The sequence below is a fragment of the Chrysiogenes arsenatis DSM 11915 genome (assembly GCF_000469585.1).
GTDB lineage: Bacteria > Chrysiogenota > Chrysiogenetes > Chrysiogenales > Chrysiogenaceae > Chrysiogenes > Chrysiogenes arsenatis.
This window is the reverse complement of the sequence record NZ_AWNK01000007.1, coordinates 90,545-105,785: the sequence shown is the minus strand read 5'-3', so window position 1 is coordinate 105,785 and position 15,241 is coordinate 90,545. Positions and strand designations below refer to the sequence as shown.

The 15,241-nt window shown below is 49.0% G+C and carries 18 protein-coding genes; all 18 read right to left on the bottom strand.

All coding sequences use genetic code 11. The annotated features are described in order from the left end of the window. Positions 1 to 109: 109 nt before the first annotated feature. The 18 genes from P304_RS0106045 to rplU all read right to left on the bottom strand — a co-directional run bounded on the left by P304_RS0106045 (position 110) and on the right by rplU (position 15,059). Positions 110 to 526, bottom strand: coding sequence for a F0F1 ATP synthase subunit epsilon (locus P304_RS0106045; RefSeq protein ID WP_027389806.1), 417 nt, complete (start codon positions 524 to 526; stop codon positions 110 to 112). Between the two features lie 11 nt (positions 527 to 537). After that, positions 538 to 1,935, bottom strand: coding sequence for a F0F1 ATP synthase subunit beta (gene atpD / locus P304_RS0106040; protein WP_027389805.1), 1,398 nt, complete (start codon positions 1,933 to 1,935; stop codon positions 538 to 540). A gap of 29 nt (positions 1,936 to 1,964) precedes the next feature. After that, a complete protein-coding gene (atpG, locus tag P304_RS0106035; RefSeq protein ID WP_027389804.1) occupies positions 1,965 to 2,828 on the bottom strand; it encodes an ATP synthase F1 subunit gamma in 864 nt (287 codons plus the stop codon). 19 nt (positions 2,829 to 2,847) lie between these two features. Beyond that, positions 2,848 to 4,356: a F0F1 ATP synthase subunit alpha gene (gene atpA / locus P304_RS0106030; RefSeq protein WP_027389803.1), complete on the bottom strand. Its 1,509-nt coding sequence runs from the start codon at positions 4,354 to 4,356 to the stop codon at positions 2,848 to 2,850. 22 nt (positions 4,357 to 4,378) lie between these two features. Continuing rightward, positions 4,379 to 4,915, bottom strand: a complete 537-nt coding sequence (locus tag P304_RS0106025; RefSeq protein ID WP_027389802.1) for a F0F1 ATP synthase subunit delta — start codon at positions 4,913 to 4,915, stop codon at positions 4,379 to 4,381. Next, positions 4,912 to 5,457 carry a F0F1 ATP synthase subunit B gene (locus P304_RS0106020; RefSeq protein WP_027389801.1) on the bottom strand — a complete coding sequence of 182 codons (546 nt, stop codon included), beginning with the start codon at positions 5,455 to 5,457 and terminating at the stop codon, positions 4,912 to 4,914. The genes P304_RS0106025 and P304_RS0106020 overlap by 4 nt, the downstream gene beginning before the upstream one ends. After that, a complete protein-coding gene (locus P304_RS16085; RefSeq protein WP_051321462.1) occupies positions 5,454 to 5,879 on the bottom strand; it encodes a F0F1 ATP synthase subunit B in 426 nt (141 codons plus the stop codon). Before P304_RS16085 ends, P304_RS0106020 begins: the two co-directional genes overlap by 4 nt. 128 nt (positions 5,880 to 6,007) lie before the next feature. Next, entirely contained in the window at positions 6,008 to 7,195 is a 1,188-nt protein-coding gene (locus tag P304_RS0106010) for a phosphoglycerate kinase (RefSeq protein WP_027389800.1), read from the bottom strand. Between the two features lie 3 nt (positions 7,196 to 7,198). Next, positions 7,199 to 8,203, bottom strand: a complete 1,005-nt coding sequence (gap, locus tag P304_RS0106005) for a type I glyceraldehyde-3-phosphate dehydrogenase (protein ID WP_027389799.1) — start codon at positions 8,201 to 8,203, stop codon at positions 7,199 to 7,201. A 101-nt stretch (positions 8,204 to 8,304) separates the two neighbouring features. Next, positions 8,305 to 9,969 (bottom strand): PAS domain-containing protein, encoded by a 1,665-nt coding sequence (locus P304_RS0106000; protein WP_027389798.1) that lies wholly within the window; start codon positions 9,967 to 9,969, stop codon positions 8,305 to 8,307. Between the two features lie 3 nt (positions 9,970 to 9,972). Then, complete coding sequence (locus tag P304_RS0105995) at positions 9,973 to 10,617, bottom strand: ComF family protein (protein ID WP_027389797.1); 645 nt, start codon at positions 10,615 to 10,617, stop codon at positions 9,973 to 9,975. Between the two features lie 22 nt (positions 10,618 to 10,639). Then, positions 10,640 to 12,166 (bottom strand): 2,3-bisphosphoglycerate-independent phosphoglycerate mutase, encoded by a 1,527-nt coding sequence (gene gpmI / locus P304_RS0105990; RefSeq protein ID WP_027389796.1) that lies wholly within the window; start codon positions 12,164 to 12,166, stop codon positions 10,640 to 10,642. Further along, positions 12,166 to 12,528 (bottom strand): TraR/DksA family transcriptional regulator, encoded by a 363-nt coding sequence (locus P304_RS0105985; protein WP_034764440.1) that lies wholly within the window; start codon positions 12,526 to 12,528, stop codon positions 12,166 to 12,168. The genes gpmI and P304_RS0105985 overlap by 1 nt, the downstream gene beginning before the upstream one ends. A 17-nt stretch (positions 12,529 to 12,545) precedes the next feature. Beyond that, positions 12,546 to 13,016, bottom strand: a complete 471-nt coding sequence (locus P304_RS0105980; RefSeq protein WP_027389794.1) for a 23S rRNA (pseudouridine(1915)-N(3))-methyltransferase RlmH — start codon at positions 13,014 to 13,016, stop codon at positions 12,546 to 12,548. Beyond that, entirely contained in the window at positions 12,988 to 13,353 is a 366-nt protein-coding gene (rsfS, locus tag P304_RS0105975; RefSeq protein WP_027389793.1) for a ribosome silencing factor, read from the bottom strand. The genes P304_RS0105980 and rsfS overlap by 29 nt, the downstream gene beginning before the upstream one ends. Beyond that, a complete protein-coding gene (obgE, locus tag P304_RS14315; protein ID WP_034764439.1) occupies positions 13,340 to 14,356 on the bottom strand; it encodes a GTPase ObgE in 1,017 nt (338 codons plus the stop codon). The genes rsfS and obgE overlap by 14 nt, the downstream gene beginning before the upstream one ends. A gap of 121 nt (positions 14,357 to 14,477) precedes the next feature. Continuing rightward, a complete protein-coding gene (gene rpmA, locus P304_RS0105965) occupies positions 14,478 to 14,738 on the bottom strand; it encodes a 50S ribosomal protein L27 (RefSeq protein ID WP_027389792.1) in 261 nt (86 codons plus the stop codon). A gap of 12 nt (positions 14,739 to 14,750) precedes the next feature. Further along, the gene (rplU, locus tag P304_RS0105960) at positions 14,751 to 15,059 is read right to left on the bottom strand and encodes a 50S ribosomal protein L21 (RefSeq protein ID WP_027389791.1); all 309 of its coding nucleotides are present in this window, start codon (positions 15,057 to 15,059) and stop codon (positions 14,751 to 14,753) included. Positions 15,060 to 15,241 lie beyond the last annotated feature (182 nt).

Sequence of the window (15,241 nt, the reverse complement as noted above, 5' to 3'; positions counted from 1 at the left end):
CCTGCGATTATTGGGATCGACCTTACGTCGATCCCAATTTTTTTCGCATACATCAAAAAAAAGCCGACACCTCGTAAGGTGTCGGCTTTTTACGCATAACACGTAAAAGTTATCTGCCGTATTTCTCAGCAATGCTGATACGCATAATCTGACGAATCAGTTCAACCCGAGCCCGCTCGAATGCGATGGTGTCTTCATATTCTGCACGCTGCAGAACCTCTTCCACTTGCATCTTTTTGTTCCGAGCCTCTTCGATATCAATATCGATTGCCAATTCACTTGTTTCAGCCAGTACGGTAACTTGGTGAGGCAGAACCTCACAAAAGCCCCAGTCAACAAAAACGTGCGTTTCTTTCCCGTCGACAACATAGGTAAGTTCACCCAGTTTAAGTGCCGTCAAAAAGGGAGTGTGGTTTGGTAAAACCGTAAAATCCCCTTCGATGCCAGTCATAGAAACTTGCTCAACGTCAAGCTTTAACAGCTGCTTTTGTGGGGTAATCAGCTCAAAACCGATGGTCTCAGCCATAAAATTCCCCCTTATTTAACGCTGGCTTGCAGTTTTTCGCCCTTCTGAATCGCCTCATCAATCGTTCCAACCATGTAGAACGCTTGCTCAGGCAGATGGTCAAGTTCACCATCGACGATCATCTTAAAGCCACGGACGGTTTCTTTTACTGGAACATATTTCCCAGGGCTGCCAGTAAAGACTTCTGCAACGAAGAACGGTTGCGACAAGAAGCGTTGAACTTTACGCGCACGTGCAACAATTTGCTTATCTTCTTCACTCAGTTCGTCCATACCAAGGATGGCGATAATATCCTGCAATGCTTTGTAGCGCTGCAGCACGTTCTGCACCGAACGCGCAACCTGATAGTGCTCATCACCAACGACAGCAGGCTCAAGGATCCGTGACGTTGAATCAAGTGGATCAACCGCTGGATAAATCCCCAGTTCGGCAATCGAACGGTTCAGAACTGTGGTCGCATCCAAGTGGGCAAACGTCGTCGCAGGCGCTGGGTCAGTCAAGTCATCGGCAGGAACGTAAACAGCCTGAACCGAGGTAATCGAACCAGTTTTGGTCGACGTAATCCGCTCTTGCAGGTTCCCCATCTCGGTTGCCAGTGTCGGCTGATACCCAACGGCTGAAGGCATCCGACCAAGGAGAGCCGAAACCTCTGAACCTGCTTGGGTAAAGCGGAAGATGTTGTCGACAAAGAAGAGAACATCGCGCCCTTCTTCGCGGAATTTTTCCGCAATCGTCAACCCAGAAAGGGCTACGCGCATCCGTGCTCCTGGTGGCTCGTTCATCTGACCATACACCAGCGCGGCTTTATCGATAACCTTAGAATCAATCATTTCATGATAGAGGTCGTTCCCTTCACGGGTACGCTCACCAACGCCAGCAAATACAGAATATCCACCGTGCTCAGTCGCAATGTTACGGATAAGTTCCATGATAAGAACGGTCTTACCAACACCAGCACCACCGAAGAGACCAACTTTTCCCCCTTTGGCGTATGGGCAAAGCAAGTCAACAACTTTAATACCAGTCTCGAGCATCGCCCCTTCAGTATCCTGATCGATAAAGGCAGGTGCTTCACGGTGAATAGGCCAGTATTCATCGGCATTTACCGGGCCAGCTTCGTCAACTGGCTCACCGATAACGTTCAAAATGCGACCGAGAGTTGCCTGACCAACGGGCATATTGATGGCATGACCAGAGTCTGCCCCTTCCATACCACGTACTAAGCCATCTGTTGAGTCCATAGCAACGGCACGAACCATCCCTTCGCCAAGGTGCTGCTGTACTTCGAGCACCAAGCGACGGCCATCAATGTTCATTTCGATTGCGTTGTAGATATCTGGAATCTTGTCTGCGTCGAACGCGAAGTCGACAACTGGCCCGATGACCTGTGTGATCTTCCCTTTGTTCATAATTCTCCCATCCTTATACAAGGGGTATTTTAGAGTGCACCGGCTCCGGCGATAATCTCTGAAAGCTCGGTGGTAATGGCCGCCTGGCGAGCCCGGTTATACTTGAGGCTTAACTTACGCAGCATTTCGCTGGCGTTGTTTGTAGCCGAATCCATCGCCGTCATACGGGAAGCTTGTTCACTGGCCATTGAGTTCAGCAGCATGGCATTCACTTGTACTTCCACATTTTTCGGAAGCAGCTCCGCAAGGAGTTGCTCTTCCGAAGGTTCATAGAGATACCCGAGTGCTTCTTCGTCGCTTCCATCGTTTGGAGTCGCTTCAATCGGCAAAACCCGTACTGCTGTTGGCACCTGTGTTAACACGGTAACAAATTTATTGTAGACGGAATGAACTTCGTCATACGTACCAGACATAAAGCTTTCACTCAATTCGCCGGCAATCGTTTGAACATCGTCATAATTCAGTCGACCTGTAATATCAATGAATGCTTTTTGGAATCCTTGATCCCGACGAAATGCATCACGCCCTTTTTTGCCAATGGCAATAACATCGACGGTTATTCCTTCACTGCGCTTTTGCTGAATTGCCAGTTTGGCAGCTCGGATAAGGGCAGAGTTGAAGCTTCCGCATAAACCTCGATCAGAGGTAAAAACGTAGAAGAGTACTTTTTTTACCTCTTTCGGGTTTGCGAGCATGGGGTGAGCATCTTCACTGGTTCGGGCAGCAAGGTTGGCGATTACTTCCCGCAGCTTGTTGGCGTAGGGACGAGCACTTTGTACCGCCTCCTGAGCACGACGCAACTTCGCAGCCGAAACCATTTTCATGGCTTTAGTAATCTGCCGAGTATTCTTTACCGAAACAATCCGGCGTTTAATTTCCTTGGAACCTGCCATTGCCTACTTCCCTTTCCGATCAGGCGCTGAACGTTTTTTTGAAGTCTGCGATAGCCGCTTTCAGTTTGCCTTCAGTCGCTTCATCGAGTTGCTTCTTGGTCGCAATTTCCGTCATGACATCACCCCGCTGCGAACGAAGGAAGTTGAGAAACTCTGTTTCAAACTTTCTCACCGCATTGACAGGAATATCATCCAGATGACCACGAACCCCACAGTAGATAGAAGCAACTTGCTCTTCAACTTTGAATGGGCTGTACGCTGACTGCTTCAGCAGTTCAGATAGACGAGCACCACGATCAAGAACCGCTTTGGTTGTCGCATCAAGGTCAGAACCAAATTGAGCAAACGCCGCCAATTCGCGGAACTGTGCCAATTCGAGTTTCATAGTACCGGCAACTTGTTTCATCGCCTTAATCTGAGCCGCACCACCAACACGCGATACCGAAATACCGACGTTAACGGCAGGACGCTGCCCCGAGTAGAAAAGATCTGATTCAAGGAATATCTGGCCATCGGTAATCGAAATAACGTTTGTTGGAATATACGCCGAAACGTCACCCGCCTGTGTTTCGATAATAGGAATCGCCGTCAATGATCCTGCACCAAGTTCATCATTCAACTTCGCCGCACGCTCAAGCAGGCGCGAGTGGATGTAGAATACGTCACCAGGATACGCTTCACGCCCTGGCGGACGACGGAGCAAGAGCGAAAGCTGACGGTAAGCAACTGCTTGCTTACTTAAATCATCATAAATGATGAGCGCGTGCTTGCCGTTATCGCGGAAGTATTCGCCAATCGCAACACCGCAATATGGAGCAAGGAACTGAAGTGGAGCCGGCTCAGAAGCCGTTGCCGCAACAACCGTTGTGTACGCCATAGCGCCGTTTTCTTCGAGTACTTTAACCACCTGTGCAACGGTAGAACGCTTTTGGCCAATCGCTACATAGATGCAATACACATCTTCTGTTTTCAGGTTCAAAATCGTGTCAATCGCGATCGTCGTTTTCCCAGTTTGGCGGTCGCCAATCAGAAGTTCACGCTGACCACGTCCAATTGGAATCATGGAGTCGATCGCCTTAATACCAGTTTGCATCGGCTCGTGAACAGACTTCCGCGTAATAACCCCAGGAGCCTTCTTTTCAATCAAACCAAATTGCTTGGCATTGATTGGCCCTTTGCCATCAATTGGCTGACCAAGCGCGTTTACTACGCGGCCAACCATCTCTTCACCTACTGGAACTTGAGCAATTTTTCCAGTCCGCTTCACCAAATCGCCTTCGCGAACTGATGTTGCTTCCCCAAGAAGAACCGCACCTACGTTGTCTTCTTCCAGGTTGAGTACCATTCCGTACAGGTCGCCTGGGAATTCAAGCAATTCGCCCGCCATCGCGTTTTCGAGGCCATAAATGCGCACAACCCCGTCACCGGCGGAAATGATCTTACCGGTCTCTTGCACATCGAAGCTCTTGTCGAACCCTTCGATTTGCTGTTTGATAATCCGGCTGATCTCTTCAGCTTTGATCTGCATTCGCTCGTCACCTCAATAAAATTTAAGCTTTAACCAAGCTTTCTTTCAGTTTGTCAAGCTGGCCGCGAACGGATCCGTCGTACAGCGTAGAACCAATTTGAGCCGTCATCCCCCCGATAAGAGAATCATCAACGGATACTTCCATCGTGATTTTCTTGTTGGTTAAGGCCTCAAGGCAAGTACGAATTTCTTCTTTTGTCGTATCGCTCAGTGCAAAAGCACTGCGAACATCGGCCTGAACAATATTTTTCTCAGCATTGTACAGCTCTTCATAGGCACGAATAATTTCGCGCATGATCTCCAGCCGTCCCTTGTTCGCCAAAAGCACCAGAAAACGGCCACACGTCGCATCAATTGCGGCCGTTGCTTTTTGCATGACCTCAACTTTCAACTCACGCTGCACCGTCGGGTTCAAAAAAAAGCCGGCAAGGGACTTGTCATTCAAAATTTCGTCAGCAAAAGGAACTACTTGATCAAAAAACAACTCGGTATTGCCAGCATCACGTAACAGCTCATACGCTGCTTTGGCGTAACGCTTGGCGACAACATACTGACTCACGACTCCCCCTTCACCGCAACAATGTACTCTTTTACCAGTACCTCGTTGTTTGCTGCGTTCAGTGAAGAGCGCAAAGAACCTGACGCCTGCTCTAGCGCCTCTGCGACAATCCCTTGGCGAATAGTGTTGGTTGCTTTTTTGAATTCGATTTCAATTGACGCCTTGGCATTGGCAACCATTTTTTCGGCCAGTTCATGCGCATCACGAATAATCCGCTCGCGCTCTTCCTGAGCAATCTTCTCTGAAGTCGCCTTCATTTCCGAAAGCTCTTTTTCGACAGCACGGTACTTTTCTTCGTACTCTTTCGCTTTCTGCTCCGCTTCTTGCTTGGCTATACGAGCGGCATTCAGCTCTTTTTCAATAGTAGCAGTACGATTCGAGAAGAAATCAACGACATACTTTTTGCCAAAATACACGATAGCACCAAGCAAAATTGCTAAGTTAATCGCTTTCGGGATCATATCGGCAGGGTCGCCAGCTGCAAAAGCAACGGCTGGAACTGCCAACACACCAAGCACTACCAGCGAGAGAGCTTTTTTCATGAAGCCCTCCCAACAATTTTCTGGACAATCAACTGGGCAATCGCTTTGGATTCAACGTTCAGTTGAGCCTTCGCTTGAGCCAATTGTGCCTCAATTTCTCCCATACCAGCTGCGAGGATTTTACCGGCGTCTTGCTTCGCACTCCCAAGCACCTCTTCCTGCACTTTCAGAGCATCGACTCTGGCGGCTTCGGCCTTTGCACGAGCTTCCGCACGGTGTTTCTCCAGTGCGGCTTCGTATTCGGCTTTTTTGCGCGCGACAAGATCGTCGGTGTTCTGGACGCTGGCTTTTGCGTCAGCAATCGTTTTCTCCCGCTTCTCGATAGCTCTGAGCAGTGGCTTCACCACAATAATGTTCAGAAGTACCAGAAAAACGAGGAAATTGACCAGCTGAACAAAAAACGTCACATTCAGGTCAATCACTTCTAACCCCTTTTCCGATGAGATATACACTTCACAATGAAGAACCTTGTGCCAATGAGTGCAAAAAACCTGCGTAAACTAGCACACTGAAAAAGAATTCGTCAAGCAAACGGAAACAAAACAGAGTACTATTTATCGTTCAGACAGTCGACGCCAGGGAGAATTTTTCCTTCAAGCAATTCTAGGCTTGCTCCTCCCCCAGTAGAAATATGCGACATCTGCGCAGCTGTACCACTTTTATTGACCGCACTCACACTATCGCCGCCGCCAACAATCGTGATCGCTTGTGTATTTGCCGCCATCGCATGGGCTACGGCATATGTCCCTTCAGAAAAGCTTTTCCACTCGAAAACTCCCATCGGGCCATTCCATAACACCGTCTTCGCATCACCAATGAGTCGCTCGTAGTGCTTGATGGTTTGTGGCCCAATGTCGAGCCCCATCCACCCTTCGCCAATCGCGCGGTCTGCTGTCATTTTCTTTTCGGTTACTTCGGAAAACTCTCTGCCGACAACATGGTCAATCGGAAGTCCAATAGTTACCCCTGCAGCCGTTGCTTTTGCAAGCAACTGAAGCGCAAGATCTTTTTTATCTTCTTCCACCATAGATTTCCCTGTGCTTACACCTTGTGCAGCAAGGAAGGTATAGGCCATAGCGCCACCAATTAGAATAGCGTCAACTTTTGGAATCAGATTTTCAATGACGGGAATTTTATCAGAGACCTTCGCGCCACCCAAAATGGCGACAAAAGGGCGATCAGCAGCAGCAATTTTCGCACCGAGATATTCGATTTCTTGTTCCATCAGGAAGCCGCACACCTTCTCCTGCACATAATCGCAAATCCCAGCAGTAGAACTATGTGCGCGGTGTGCCGCACCAAAGGCATCGTTCACATACACATCGCACTGCGCGGCAAACTGCTGCGAAAGCGTTGGGTCGTTTTTCTCTTCACCTTTATGGAAACGGGTGTTTTCCAACAGCACAACATCGCCATTTTTCATTGCGGCAATCATGCTGTCCACCTCAGCACCAATACAATCGGGCGCAAAGGCTACTGGCTGTCCAAGGATTTGAGATAAGAGCGGTGCAACTGGTGCAAGCGACATATCATCGCGACGTTCGCCTTTGGGGCGACCAAAATGAGAGGCAAGGATAACCTTGCCTCCTTGTTCAACAATGTAACGTATCGTGCTGAGGGCAGCCTCAATGCGCGTAGCATCGGTAACGACTCCATCCTTCACGGGAACATTAAAGTCTACCCGCGTCCAGACTCGTTTCCCGGCGAGGGAAACTTCCTTAACCGATTTTTTGCGCATCGGTTACCCCTTGCTAGACATGAAGGATACTAAATCCACAACACGCGATGAATATCCCCACTCGTTGTCATACCACGCAAAAACCTTCACCATATTCCCACCAATCACCTTGGTGTTATCGGCATCAACAATACTGGAGCTGCTATTCCCCACGAAATCGACACTCACCAGTGGAAGATCACAGTATTGGAGGATTCCCTTCAGTGGCCCTTCGGCGGCTGCCTTCAGTGCTCCATTTACTTCTTCTACGGTTGTTGGGCGCTCTACTTCGCAGACAAAGTCCACCATAGAAACGTTGGGCGTTGGAACCCGCACCGCAAGGCCATCGAGTTTCCCTTTGAGGGTTGGCAATACCAGCGCCACCGCTTTCGCCGCTCCTGTCGTGGTTGGAATCATGCTCATCGCGGCGGCACGTGCCCGACGCAAATCTTTATGTGGAAGATCGAGAATACGTTGATCGTTGGTATACGAGTGAATAGTGGTCATTAACCCCTTCGCAATACCAAAGGTATCCAGCAACACTTTTGCCACCGGTGCTAAACAGTTGGTGGTACAGGAAGCATTGGAAACAACATGGTGCGAAGCGGGATTGTACTTTTCTTCATTCACGCCCAACACGATGGTCAGATCTTCATTTTTCCCAGGAGCCGAAATAATAACTTTCTTTGCGCCAGCGGTAAGGTGAGCGGCCGCTTTATCGCGATCCGTAAAAATACCAGTGGACTCCACCACATATTCAACCCCGAGCGCACCCCAAGGGAGCTTTGCCGGGTCTTTTTCAGCATAAATCTTGATGGTTTTTCCGTTTACAATGATGGCTCCGTCTCCAGCAACAACGTCCTGCTGGAACGTCCCTTGCACGGAGTCGTATTTCAGAAGATGGGCGAGAGTTTGCGCATCCGTCAGATCGTTAATGGCGACGATTTCAATATCGGTGCGAGTGCTGGCGATCCGAAATACTCCACGACCGATTCGACCAAATCCGTTGATTGCCACTTTAATTGCCATGATTTCCTCCCTTGCTCTGTGTAATGCGATTGTGACCGAGTAGAAAACAACACGATCACGAAAGCGAACCGTGAAAAGATACTGAATTCTGGAATTTTTGTCTATGTATTCAATCGAAACAGTTGAATTCCTTCAGAGCTTCCCGCGTCAGCAGGTGCTTGCGAAGGGACATATGGCACACTTTCTGCTTCGACAGGTACCAAAGCAGGGAGATTTTCGATCGTATCCACGTTCTCTACTGCCATTTCGCTGGCGACAAAATTTTGGTTCGTGCTCATATCGGCCATAAGGCCACGCGTGGTGTTGATCATTTGTAAAAGAGGTCCTAATCGGTCTGAAACTTCACGAATTCCACCGTTTGTTGTTTGCAACATTTGCTGCATATCTTCAAGCTGACGGGTATTCAATCCAGATGATCGAGATAATAATGAGTCGATTTTATTGGTAAATGTCGTCATTTGATAGAGAATCTTGCGATACCCCTCGGCGGTGTTTTCGAGGAGCATCCCTCGCTCAGTCATCAGGTTATCAACCGTCGTCTTTTGCTTGGTCAATAAGTGCACCGCTTCACGTGATTTCCGTTGTAATTCAACTTTTTCGGCAAGCAGTTTCGACATCCCATCTTTGGCAAGCAGTTTTGCTGACTGTTCATATTTCACCTGAAGAGTTGAACATTTATGCGACATGCTTTCAAAATCTTTCGTAAGCTGGAGATATTTTCCCATAAGCATTTTATGCTTCTCCACTACCGACTGATATTCCTTGTGTAAACTCCCCATGGTTTCGAACTTCTTTTTGGCAAATTTCTGGAAATCTTGGAAGGAACGTTGCGTTGCGGCAAGGTCACTCATGTCTTTCACAAAAATCCCCACCTCATCAGAAACGCCTTGTTCGCCCAACGCAAAAAGTTCTACCGAGTACACACCGCTCTTGCCCTGAAAGGCATCAAGCACTGTTGACACACTTTCGTGACTCTCAAACGCCTGACCAATAAGACAATCAGAAATATCCGTGACATCCTCTTGCGTGCCAAGATTCATATACCTGCCAATCGGGGTATCGATGACGTCCTTTACCTCTTTTTTCCCTGCCATAACCGCAAAATGGCGATTAGCACTAACGATTCGATTGTCGCGGTTGACGGAGCAAAGCCCTACTGAAATATTATCAAAAAGTTTATACAGCTTATTACGGCTTCGTTTAATAATTTCGAGCAGCTCGTCAGTTTCTTTCAGTTTATCCTTGAGCGATGACACATTTTTACGCTCGTTTTGCTCAAATTCAAAACACATCGACATCATTTCGCTTTTGAGTTGATCAACCTTGCGTTGGTATCCATCAAAAGACTGAATCAATGGATCTTTTAAGGAACAGACGGCATATGATTTTGTTCGCAGAAACGCAACGGCATCTTCAGGAAACTCTGGTGCCACATCCCGACTATCAAAAATAACAAACCCCCCTTCCGCATAGTGCGGCAAAGGAAATCCCAACATCTGGAAACTCACATCACCCTGCTTCAGCGTTAAGGAAGATGCTGCCCTCGTAGTCATAATTTTTTGCACGAGTTGGCTCAGTGGATTGTCACGATATTCCGCCTCAATAACCTTAGCATGCACCTGCGTAGGTGTCGCACGCAGATGCAGCGTAAATGTGTTGCGTCCGCCGTACCCAAGAATGAGCTGCGAAAAACAATTACTCGCAAGGAGTGTTTGGGCAAACAACTCAAGAAATTTAATATCGAGAGGGGAAAGCGATGGACTCATCTATCACTCCTCTGCACGTAATAATGTCAGTGCAGTAATTTTTTCAGTTCCACGCGCGGCACAAACGTGAGCATACCGGTTAAGGGTTGCCCCTGTGGTGATGATATCATCCACTATTATCATAGTAGGCGAGATTTTACCAAGATAAACCAACCCGCGGAATCCGCTGAGTAGTCGCTTTTGCCGCCCAAGTGCGACCTGTGACGCCCGTGGCATAACTTGACAAAAGGGGATAGAAAGCGGCATGCCAATATTTTCCGCCAACACCCTTGCCGGAATAAATCCGCGCAACAGTGACTTCCCCCAGAATACCGGCGGGTAACTGGCCGTCACCATCGACCGGTCAACATGCAACACGGCAGCAGACTGCCACCAGCGAATAATATAGTCCGCAGCCAGCATGTCTTTACGATATTTCCACGCTTTCAACAGCGAAAAGAGAGGCGAGTTATACGATGCTAAGGAAGTGACCGGAAGTCCATCTATACGCTGCAAGAGCGGCTTGAGTACAACCAGCGACTGACAGAGTTGACAGAGGGGAACGCTATCCTGACTCATCACAGCGCCACAGTGGCGACATCGTGGCGGAAAGCAGACACAGCGCGAAAATTGTAGAAGTGTGCGCAACAGCGGAGCTGTTTTTTCCATAACCGACTCGCCTCTTTTCGGCTCAAGCGGGAATGATTGCCAGTGACACTCCCGTCATGGCAGCAGGGAGAGGGATATCAAGCAGCGACAAGAGCGTCGGCGCAATATCCGCCAGTTTACCACCATTTTTCAGGGCAGTAACGCCCGGCGAAACCGCCACCAACTCGACCGGATTGATCGTATGTGCGGTATGCGGCTCACCATACTCATCCGCCATCATCTCAACATTGCCATGATCGGCCGTAATTAAAATATGGTACTCAAGTGCCTGTAGCTTTTCTACCACCTGCTTTAGAGCTTCATCAACTGCCTCGCACGCCGCTACCGCTGCATCAAATCGCCCCGTATGTCCAACCATATCGGGATTCGCAAAATTGAGGACAATCAGATTAAACGGCGTTTTTTCGACGCGATCACACAAACGACGTGCCACTTCGTCCGCACTCATCGATGGTTTTTCGTCATACGTCCGTACATCGCGCGGAGAGGGGATAAGCTCACGCTCTTCACCTGTGTATTGCGCCTCGCTACCACCGTTAAAGAAGAACGTGACGTGCGCATATTTTTCAGTTTCGGCAATGCGCAACTGCGTCATACCGTGGCGCGCGACGACTTCACCAAGAAGATCATGCAGAGGCTCGGAACGAAACACCACTGGCATCGGAAAATGCGCCGCATATTCAGTCAGACAGAGAAACTGCTGTGCCGGAATTTTGACGGGAGTCGCAAAGGGAAGGTCTTCCGAAAGCACAAGCGCCTGCGAAATTTCACGCGCACGATCCGCGCGGAAATTCCAAAACAATACCGTATCGTTTGGCGTCATGAGTGCTGATCCCTGTATCCGCATAGGCTCAATAAATTCGTCCGTGATCCCTTCATGATACTGAGCAGCCAACGCCGCAACCACATCGGTCACCTCACGACCAATCCCTTGCGTAAAGAGGTCATAACAACGCGCCACCCGATCCCATCGTTTATCGCGATCCATCGCATAGAAGCGACCGATAACCGTCGCCAGCTTCACTCCATCCAGGCTGGCAATCGCCGCTTGCAACTGCGCAACGTAATGCATCGCACTTTGCGGCGGAGTATCGCGCCCATCAAGAATAGCGTGCACCGCAATGCGTTCAACACCCATGCGGCGTGCTGCGTGAATAATACCGATGAGATGATCAATATGTGAATGGACGCCACCATCAGATAAAAGTCCCGGAAGGTGCAACGTCCCGTGACGCTGCTTCACGTGGGCGAAGGCTGCACAAATCACAGGATTGCTGTCAATATCACGCTCAGCGATTGACTTGCTGATGCGAACAAGCTCCTGATACACCACCCGACCAGCGCCAAGGTTAAGATGCCCCACTTCGGAGTTGCCCATTTGACCATCAGGAAGCCCGACAGCTTCCCCACTGGCTTCGATTAACGTCACTGGATAGTGAGCGCAAAGGGCACGATAAAACGGCATACGAGCAGCACGAATAGCATTATTTTTCGTAGCCTCGCTATATCCAAAACCATCAAGAATGATGAGTGCTGCCCGCCGTGCCATTAAATATCGTCCACTTCGTTATTTGCTTCCAGCTCTTCCTTGCACTCTTTGCAATAGCGCGCATAGGGGCGGAATTCGAGACGCTTTTCACCTATAGCACAACCGCATTCAAGACAATGCTCGTACTCACCCTTAGCGATGCGCTCAAGCGCCTGTTCGATAAGTCGCAGGGTTTTTGCGTCTTTTTCATTAATTTCAAGCATAATGTTGCGCAAATAGTCGTTACTGGCTTCGTCAGCGGAATCCTGAATGCCATCCTTGCCAAACTCATTACTGCGCTCGTTTGTAAGGCGAATATTCTCTACCAGTGTCGCTTTCATAGTCAGCAGGCGCTCTTTGGCGGCCTCAATATCAATGGCCATAAATACCTCCGATAAAATCAATCATTATGATAAGGCATGCCGCGCAATAAAGTGAGCGCTCTATAGAGCTGCTCCAGTGCTACAAGCCGTGCGAGATAATGGTTGAACGTTAGCGGTGACAGACTGACACGACGCTCTGCACGAGTGCGGACAAGCGTTCCATGCCCCAAAGCCCCACCAATCGCAAAGGCAATTTCGCGGTTCCAGCTCTCCATTGAACCGATCCACTCGGCAAACTGCCTACTGGTAAGCTGATCCCCCTGCTCATCAAACAGAATCAGTGACGTGTCACTACTCACTGCTTTTAAGAGCCGCTCCCCCTCTTCTTCTTGCACCTGCGCAACCGGAACATGGGAAGCAATTTTTGCATCTTTCAGCACCGTCGCCTCAAACGGCACGAACCTACCTATCCGTTTTTCAAAGTCCTCAATCAAGGCCTGAAAATGCCGATCCCGAACCTTACCGAAGCTCAGGAGACGATACTTCAAACTTCACCTCAGGAGCCTCGGCCCAGAGGGCTTCAAGACGATAGAAATCACGTAATTCCGGCAGGAAGATGTGCACAAGGACGCTACCGTAATCGAGCAGAATCCACTGTGAGTTCCCTTTCCCTTCAACGCCGAGTGCAATCTCACGAAATTGCTTTTTTAACTCTTCCTGAATATGGTCGGCAATCGCAATCGCTTGGCGTTCGGAGCCAGCCGTGCAGATATAGAAATAGTCGGCAAAAGACGAAATACCGGCTAACGCAAACGCTTGCACGTTTTCAGCATGCTTCTCGTCAGCTAAACGGTGAATGTGATGCAATAAATCAATCGGTTCCATTGTAACCCCTTGCCAGACGGACTTTTTCCCACATTGCCCGTACCAGCGATTCTAAATTCTGGCCAGTTATACTGGAAATGAAGATTATGTCAAACCCGTTTTCACGGACAACTTCTTCCAAAGCAGACTGCGCTTCGGGATCCTGAGCACTATCAATTTTTGTCCCCACAATCAACCGATCACGATTTGCCAACTCCTCGCTATACAAGCGCAGCTCTGTATCGACAATGCGGAACGCGTCAACGGGGTCGTATTCGCACGAAGCAAGGTCAACCAACTGCACAATCAGCGACGTCCGTTCAATATGACGCAAGAACTGATAGCCTAAGCCAGCCCCATGGCTCGCCCCTTCAATTAACCCGGGAATATCAGCAACGACGAAGGAATCAAAATCACCCGCCTTGACCACGCCCAAGTTAGGCACCAGCGTCGTGAAGGGATAATCAGCAATTTTAGGACGCGCCGCGCTGATACGGGAAATCAGCGTCGACTTTCCGGCATTTGGTAAACCAGCGATACCGACATCGGCCAGAAGCTTTAACTCCAGCGCAATCATCCGCTCTTCGCCCGGCCAACCTGGCTCTGTGCGACGTGGCGCTTTATTGGTAGAACTCGCAAAACACGCGTTGCCACGCCCGCCATCGCCCCCCTTGGCGACGAGCACGCGCTCACCGTGTTGCGTCATGTCGGCTATAATTTCTTGCGTATTCGCATCTTTAACAATAGTTCCAACCGGAACGCGCAGCACCTTATCCTCACCAGAGCGCCCCGTCATATCGGAACCTTTTCCGTGCACGCCACGATCCGCACGATAATGGCGCATATACCGAAAATCGAGCAGCGTATGGAGGTTTTCGTCGGCTTCAAGGATTATATTCCCGCCTTTACCACCGTTGCCGCCATCTGGTCCACCAAGAGGAACATACTTTTCACGCCGAAAACTCAAACAACCATTCCCGCCATTTCCAGCAGCAACGGAAATGGTTACACTATCAACAAACATACTCTTCCAATCTATCGTTCAACCCACAACCGGCACCGCCGGCTTGATAACGCATGAATAAAAAAGAGCACCCGCATTGGATGCCCTTTATAAGTCGATCAAACTCAAATGTTGGTGCGAACTATTCAGCAGCGACGTTAATGCTAATATAACGTTTTCCGCCACGTTTTTCAGCGAAAACCACCTGCCCTGTTGCCGTAGCAAAAAGGGTGTGATCTCTGCCAATTCCTACGTTCTCACCAGGGTAGAATTTTGTTCCGCGCTGACGAACGAGAATATTACCGGCTAATACTGTTTCGCCAGAAAACTTCTTGACGCCAAGTCTTTTTGATTGGGAGTCGCGACCGTTCCGGGTACTCCCGCCTGCTTTCTTGTGTGCCATCGGTTCAGACTCCTAGCATTCTATCTTGGTAATTTTAATTTTCGTCAAATCTTGACGGTGACCGTTTCTCTTCTTGTAACCCTTACGACGCTTTGATTTGAAGACGATGATTTTCTTCCCTCTGAACTGAGCCAGAATTTCTGCTGTCACTTTCGCGCCACTGACTACCGGAGTACCAACGACTGTTTTTTCGCCAGAAATCATCAAGACTTCGTTAATGCCAATCTCTTCGCCTACATTACCTTCCAAGCTGCTAACAGCGAGCACTTGGCCTTCAGAAACACAATACTGCTTTCCGCAAGTTTTTATAACCGCTTGCAAGAAACACCTCCATTTATAATCGTTAAAATTTGAATATGTGCGTTCAAAAAACCGTAGAAAGCTAGCACAAAGATTTTCGCCAAGTCAAGGGGAAATAAACTACGTAGAGAAACGCTCTTGATTCTGATACTGTAGTGACCTGCAATCCGCCTATTTCAATAGCATCAGAAAGAAAGGCACTT

Bases quoted from the DNA above. Each gene is read 5' to 3' on its own strand.
- P304_RS0106045 (WP_027389806.1), bottom strand. From the start codon at position 526: ATGGCTGAGACCATCGGTTTTGAGCTGATTACCCCACAAAAGCAGCTG.
- atpD (WP_027389805.1), bottom strand. From the start codon at position 1,935: ATGAACAAAGGGAAGATCACACAGGTCATCGGGCCAGTTGTCGACTTC.
- atpG (WP_027389804.1), bottom strand. From the start codon at position 2,828: ATGGCAGGTTCCAAGGAAATTAAACGCCGGATTGTTTCGGTAAAGAAT.
- atpA (WP_027389803.1), bottom strand. From the start codon at position 4,356: ATGCAGATCAAAGCTGAAGAGATCAGCCGGATTATCAAACAGCAAATC.
- P304_RS0106020 (WP_027389801.1), bottom strand. From the start codon at position 5,457: ATGAAAAAAGCTCTCTCGCTGGTAGTGCTTGGTGTGTTGGCAGTTCCA.
- P304_RS0106010 (WP_027389800.1), bottom strand. From the start codon at position 7,195: ATGCGCAAAAAATCGGTTAAGGAAGTTTCCCTCGCCGGGAAACGAGTC.
- gap (WP_027389799.1), bottom strand. From the start codon at position 8,203: ATGGCAATTAAAGTGGCAATCAACGGATTTGGTCGAATCGGTCGTGGA.
- P304_RS0106000 (WP_027389798.1), bottom strand. From the start codon at position 9,969: ATGAGTCCATCGCTTTCCCCTCTCGATATTAAATTTCTTGAGTTGTTT.
- P304_RS0105995 (WP_027389797.1), bottom strand. From the start codon at position 10,617: ATGGAAAAAACAGCTCCGCTGTTGCGCACACTTCTACAATTTTCGCGC.
- gpmI (WP_027389796.1), bottom strand. From the start codon at position 12,166: ATGGCACGGCGGGCAGCACTCATCATTCTTGATGGTTTTGGATATAGC.
- P304_RS0105985 (WP_034764440.1), bottom strand. From the start codon at position 12,528: ATGGCCATTGATATTGAGGCCGCCAAAGAGCGCCTGCTGACTATGAAA.
- rsfS (WP_027389793.1), bottom strand. From the start codon at position 13,353: ATGGAACCGATTGATTTATTGCATCACATTCACCGTTTAGCTGACGAG.
- obgE (WP_034764439.1), bottom strand. From the start codon at position 14,356: ATGTTTGTTGATAGTGTAACCATTTCCGTTGCTGCTGGAAATGGCGGG.
- rpmA (WP_027389792.1), bottom strand. From the start codon at position 14,738: ATGGCACACAAGAAAGCAGGCGGGAGTACCCGGAACGGTCGCGACTCC.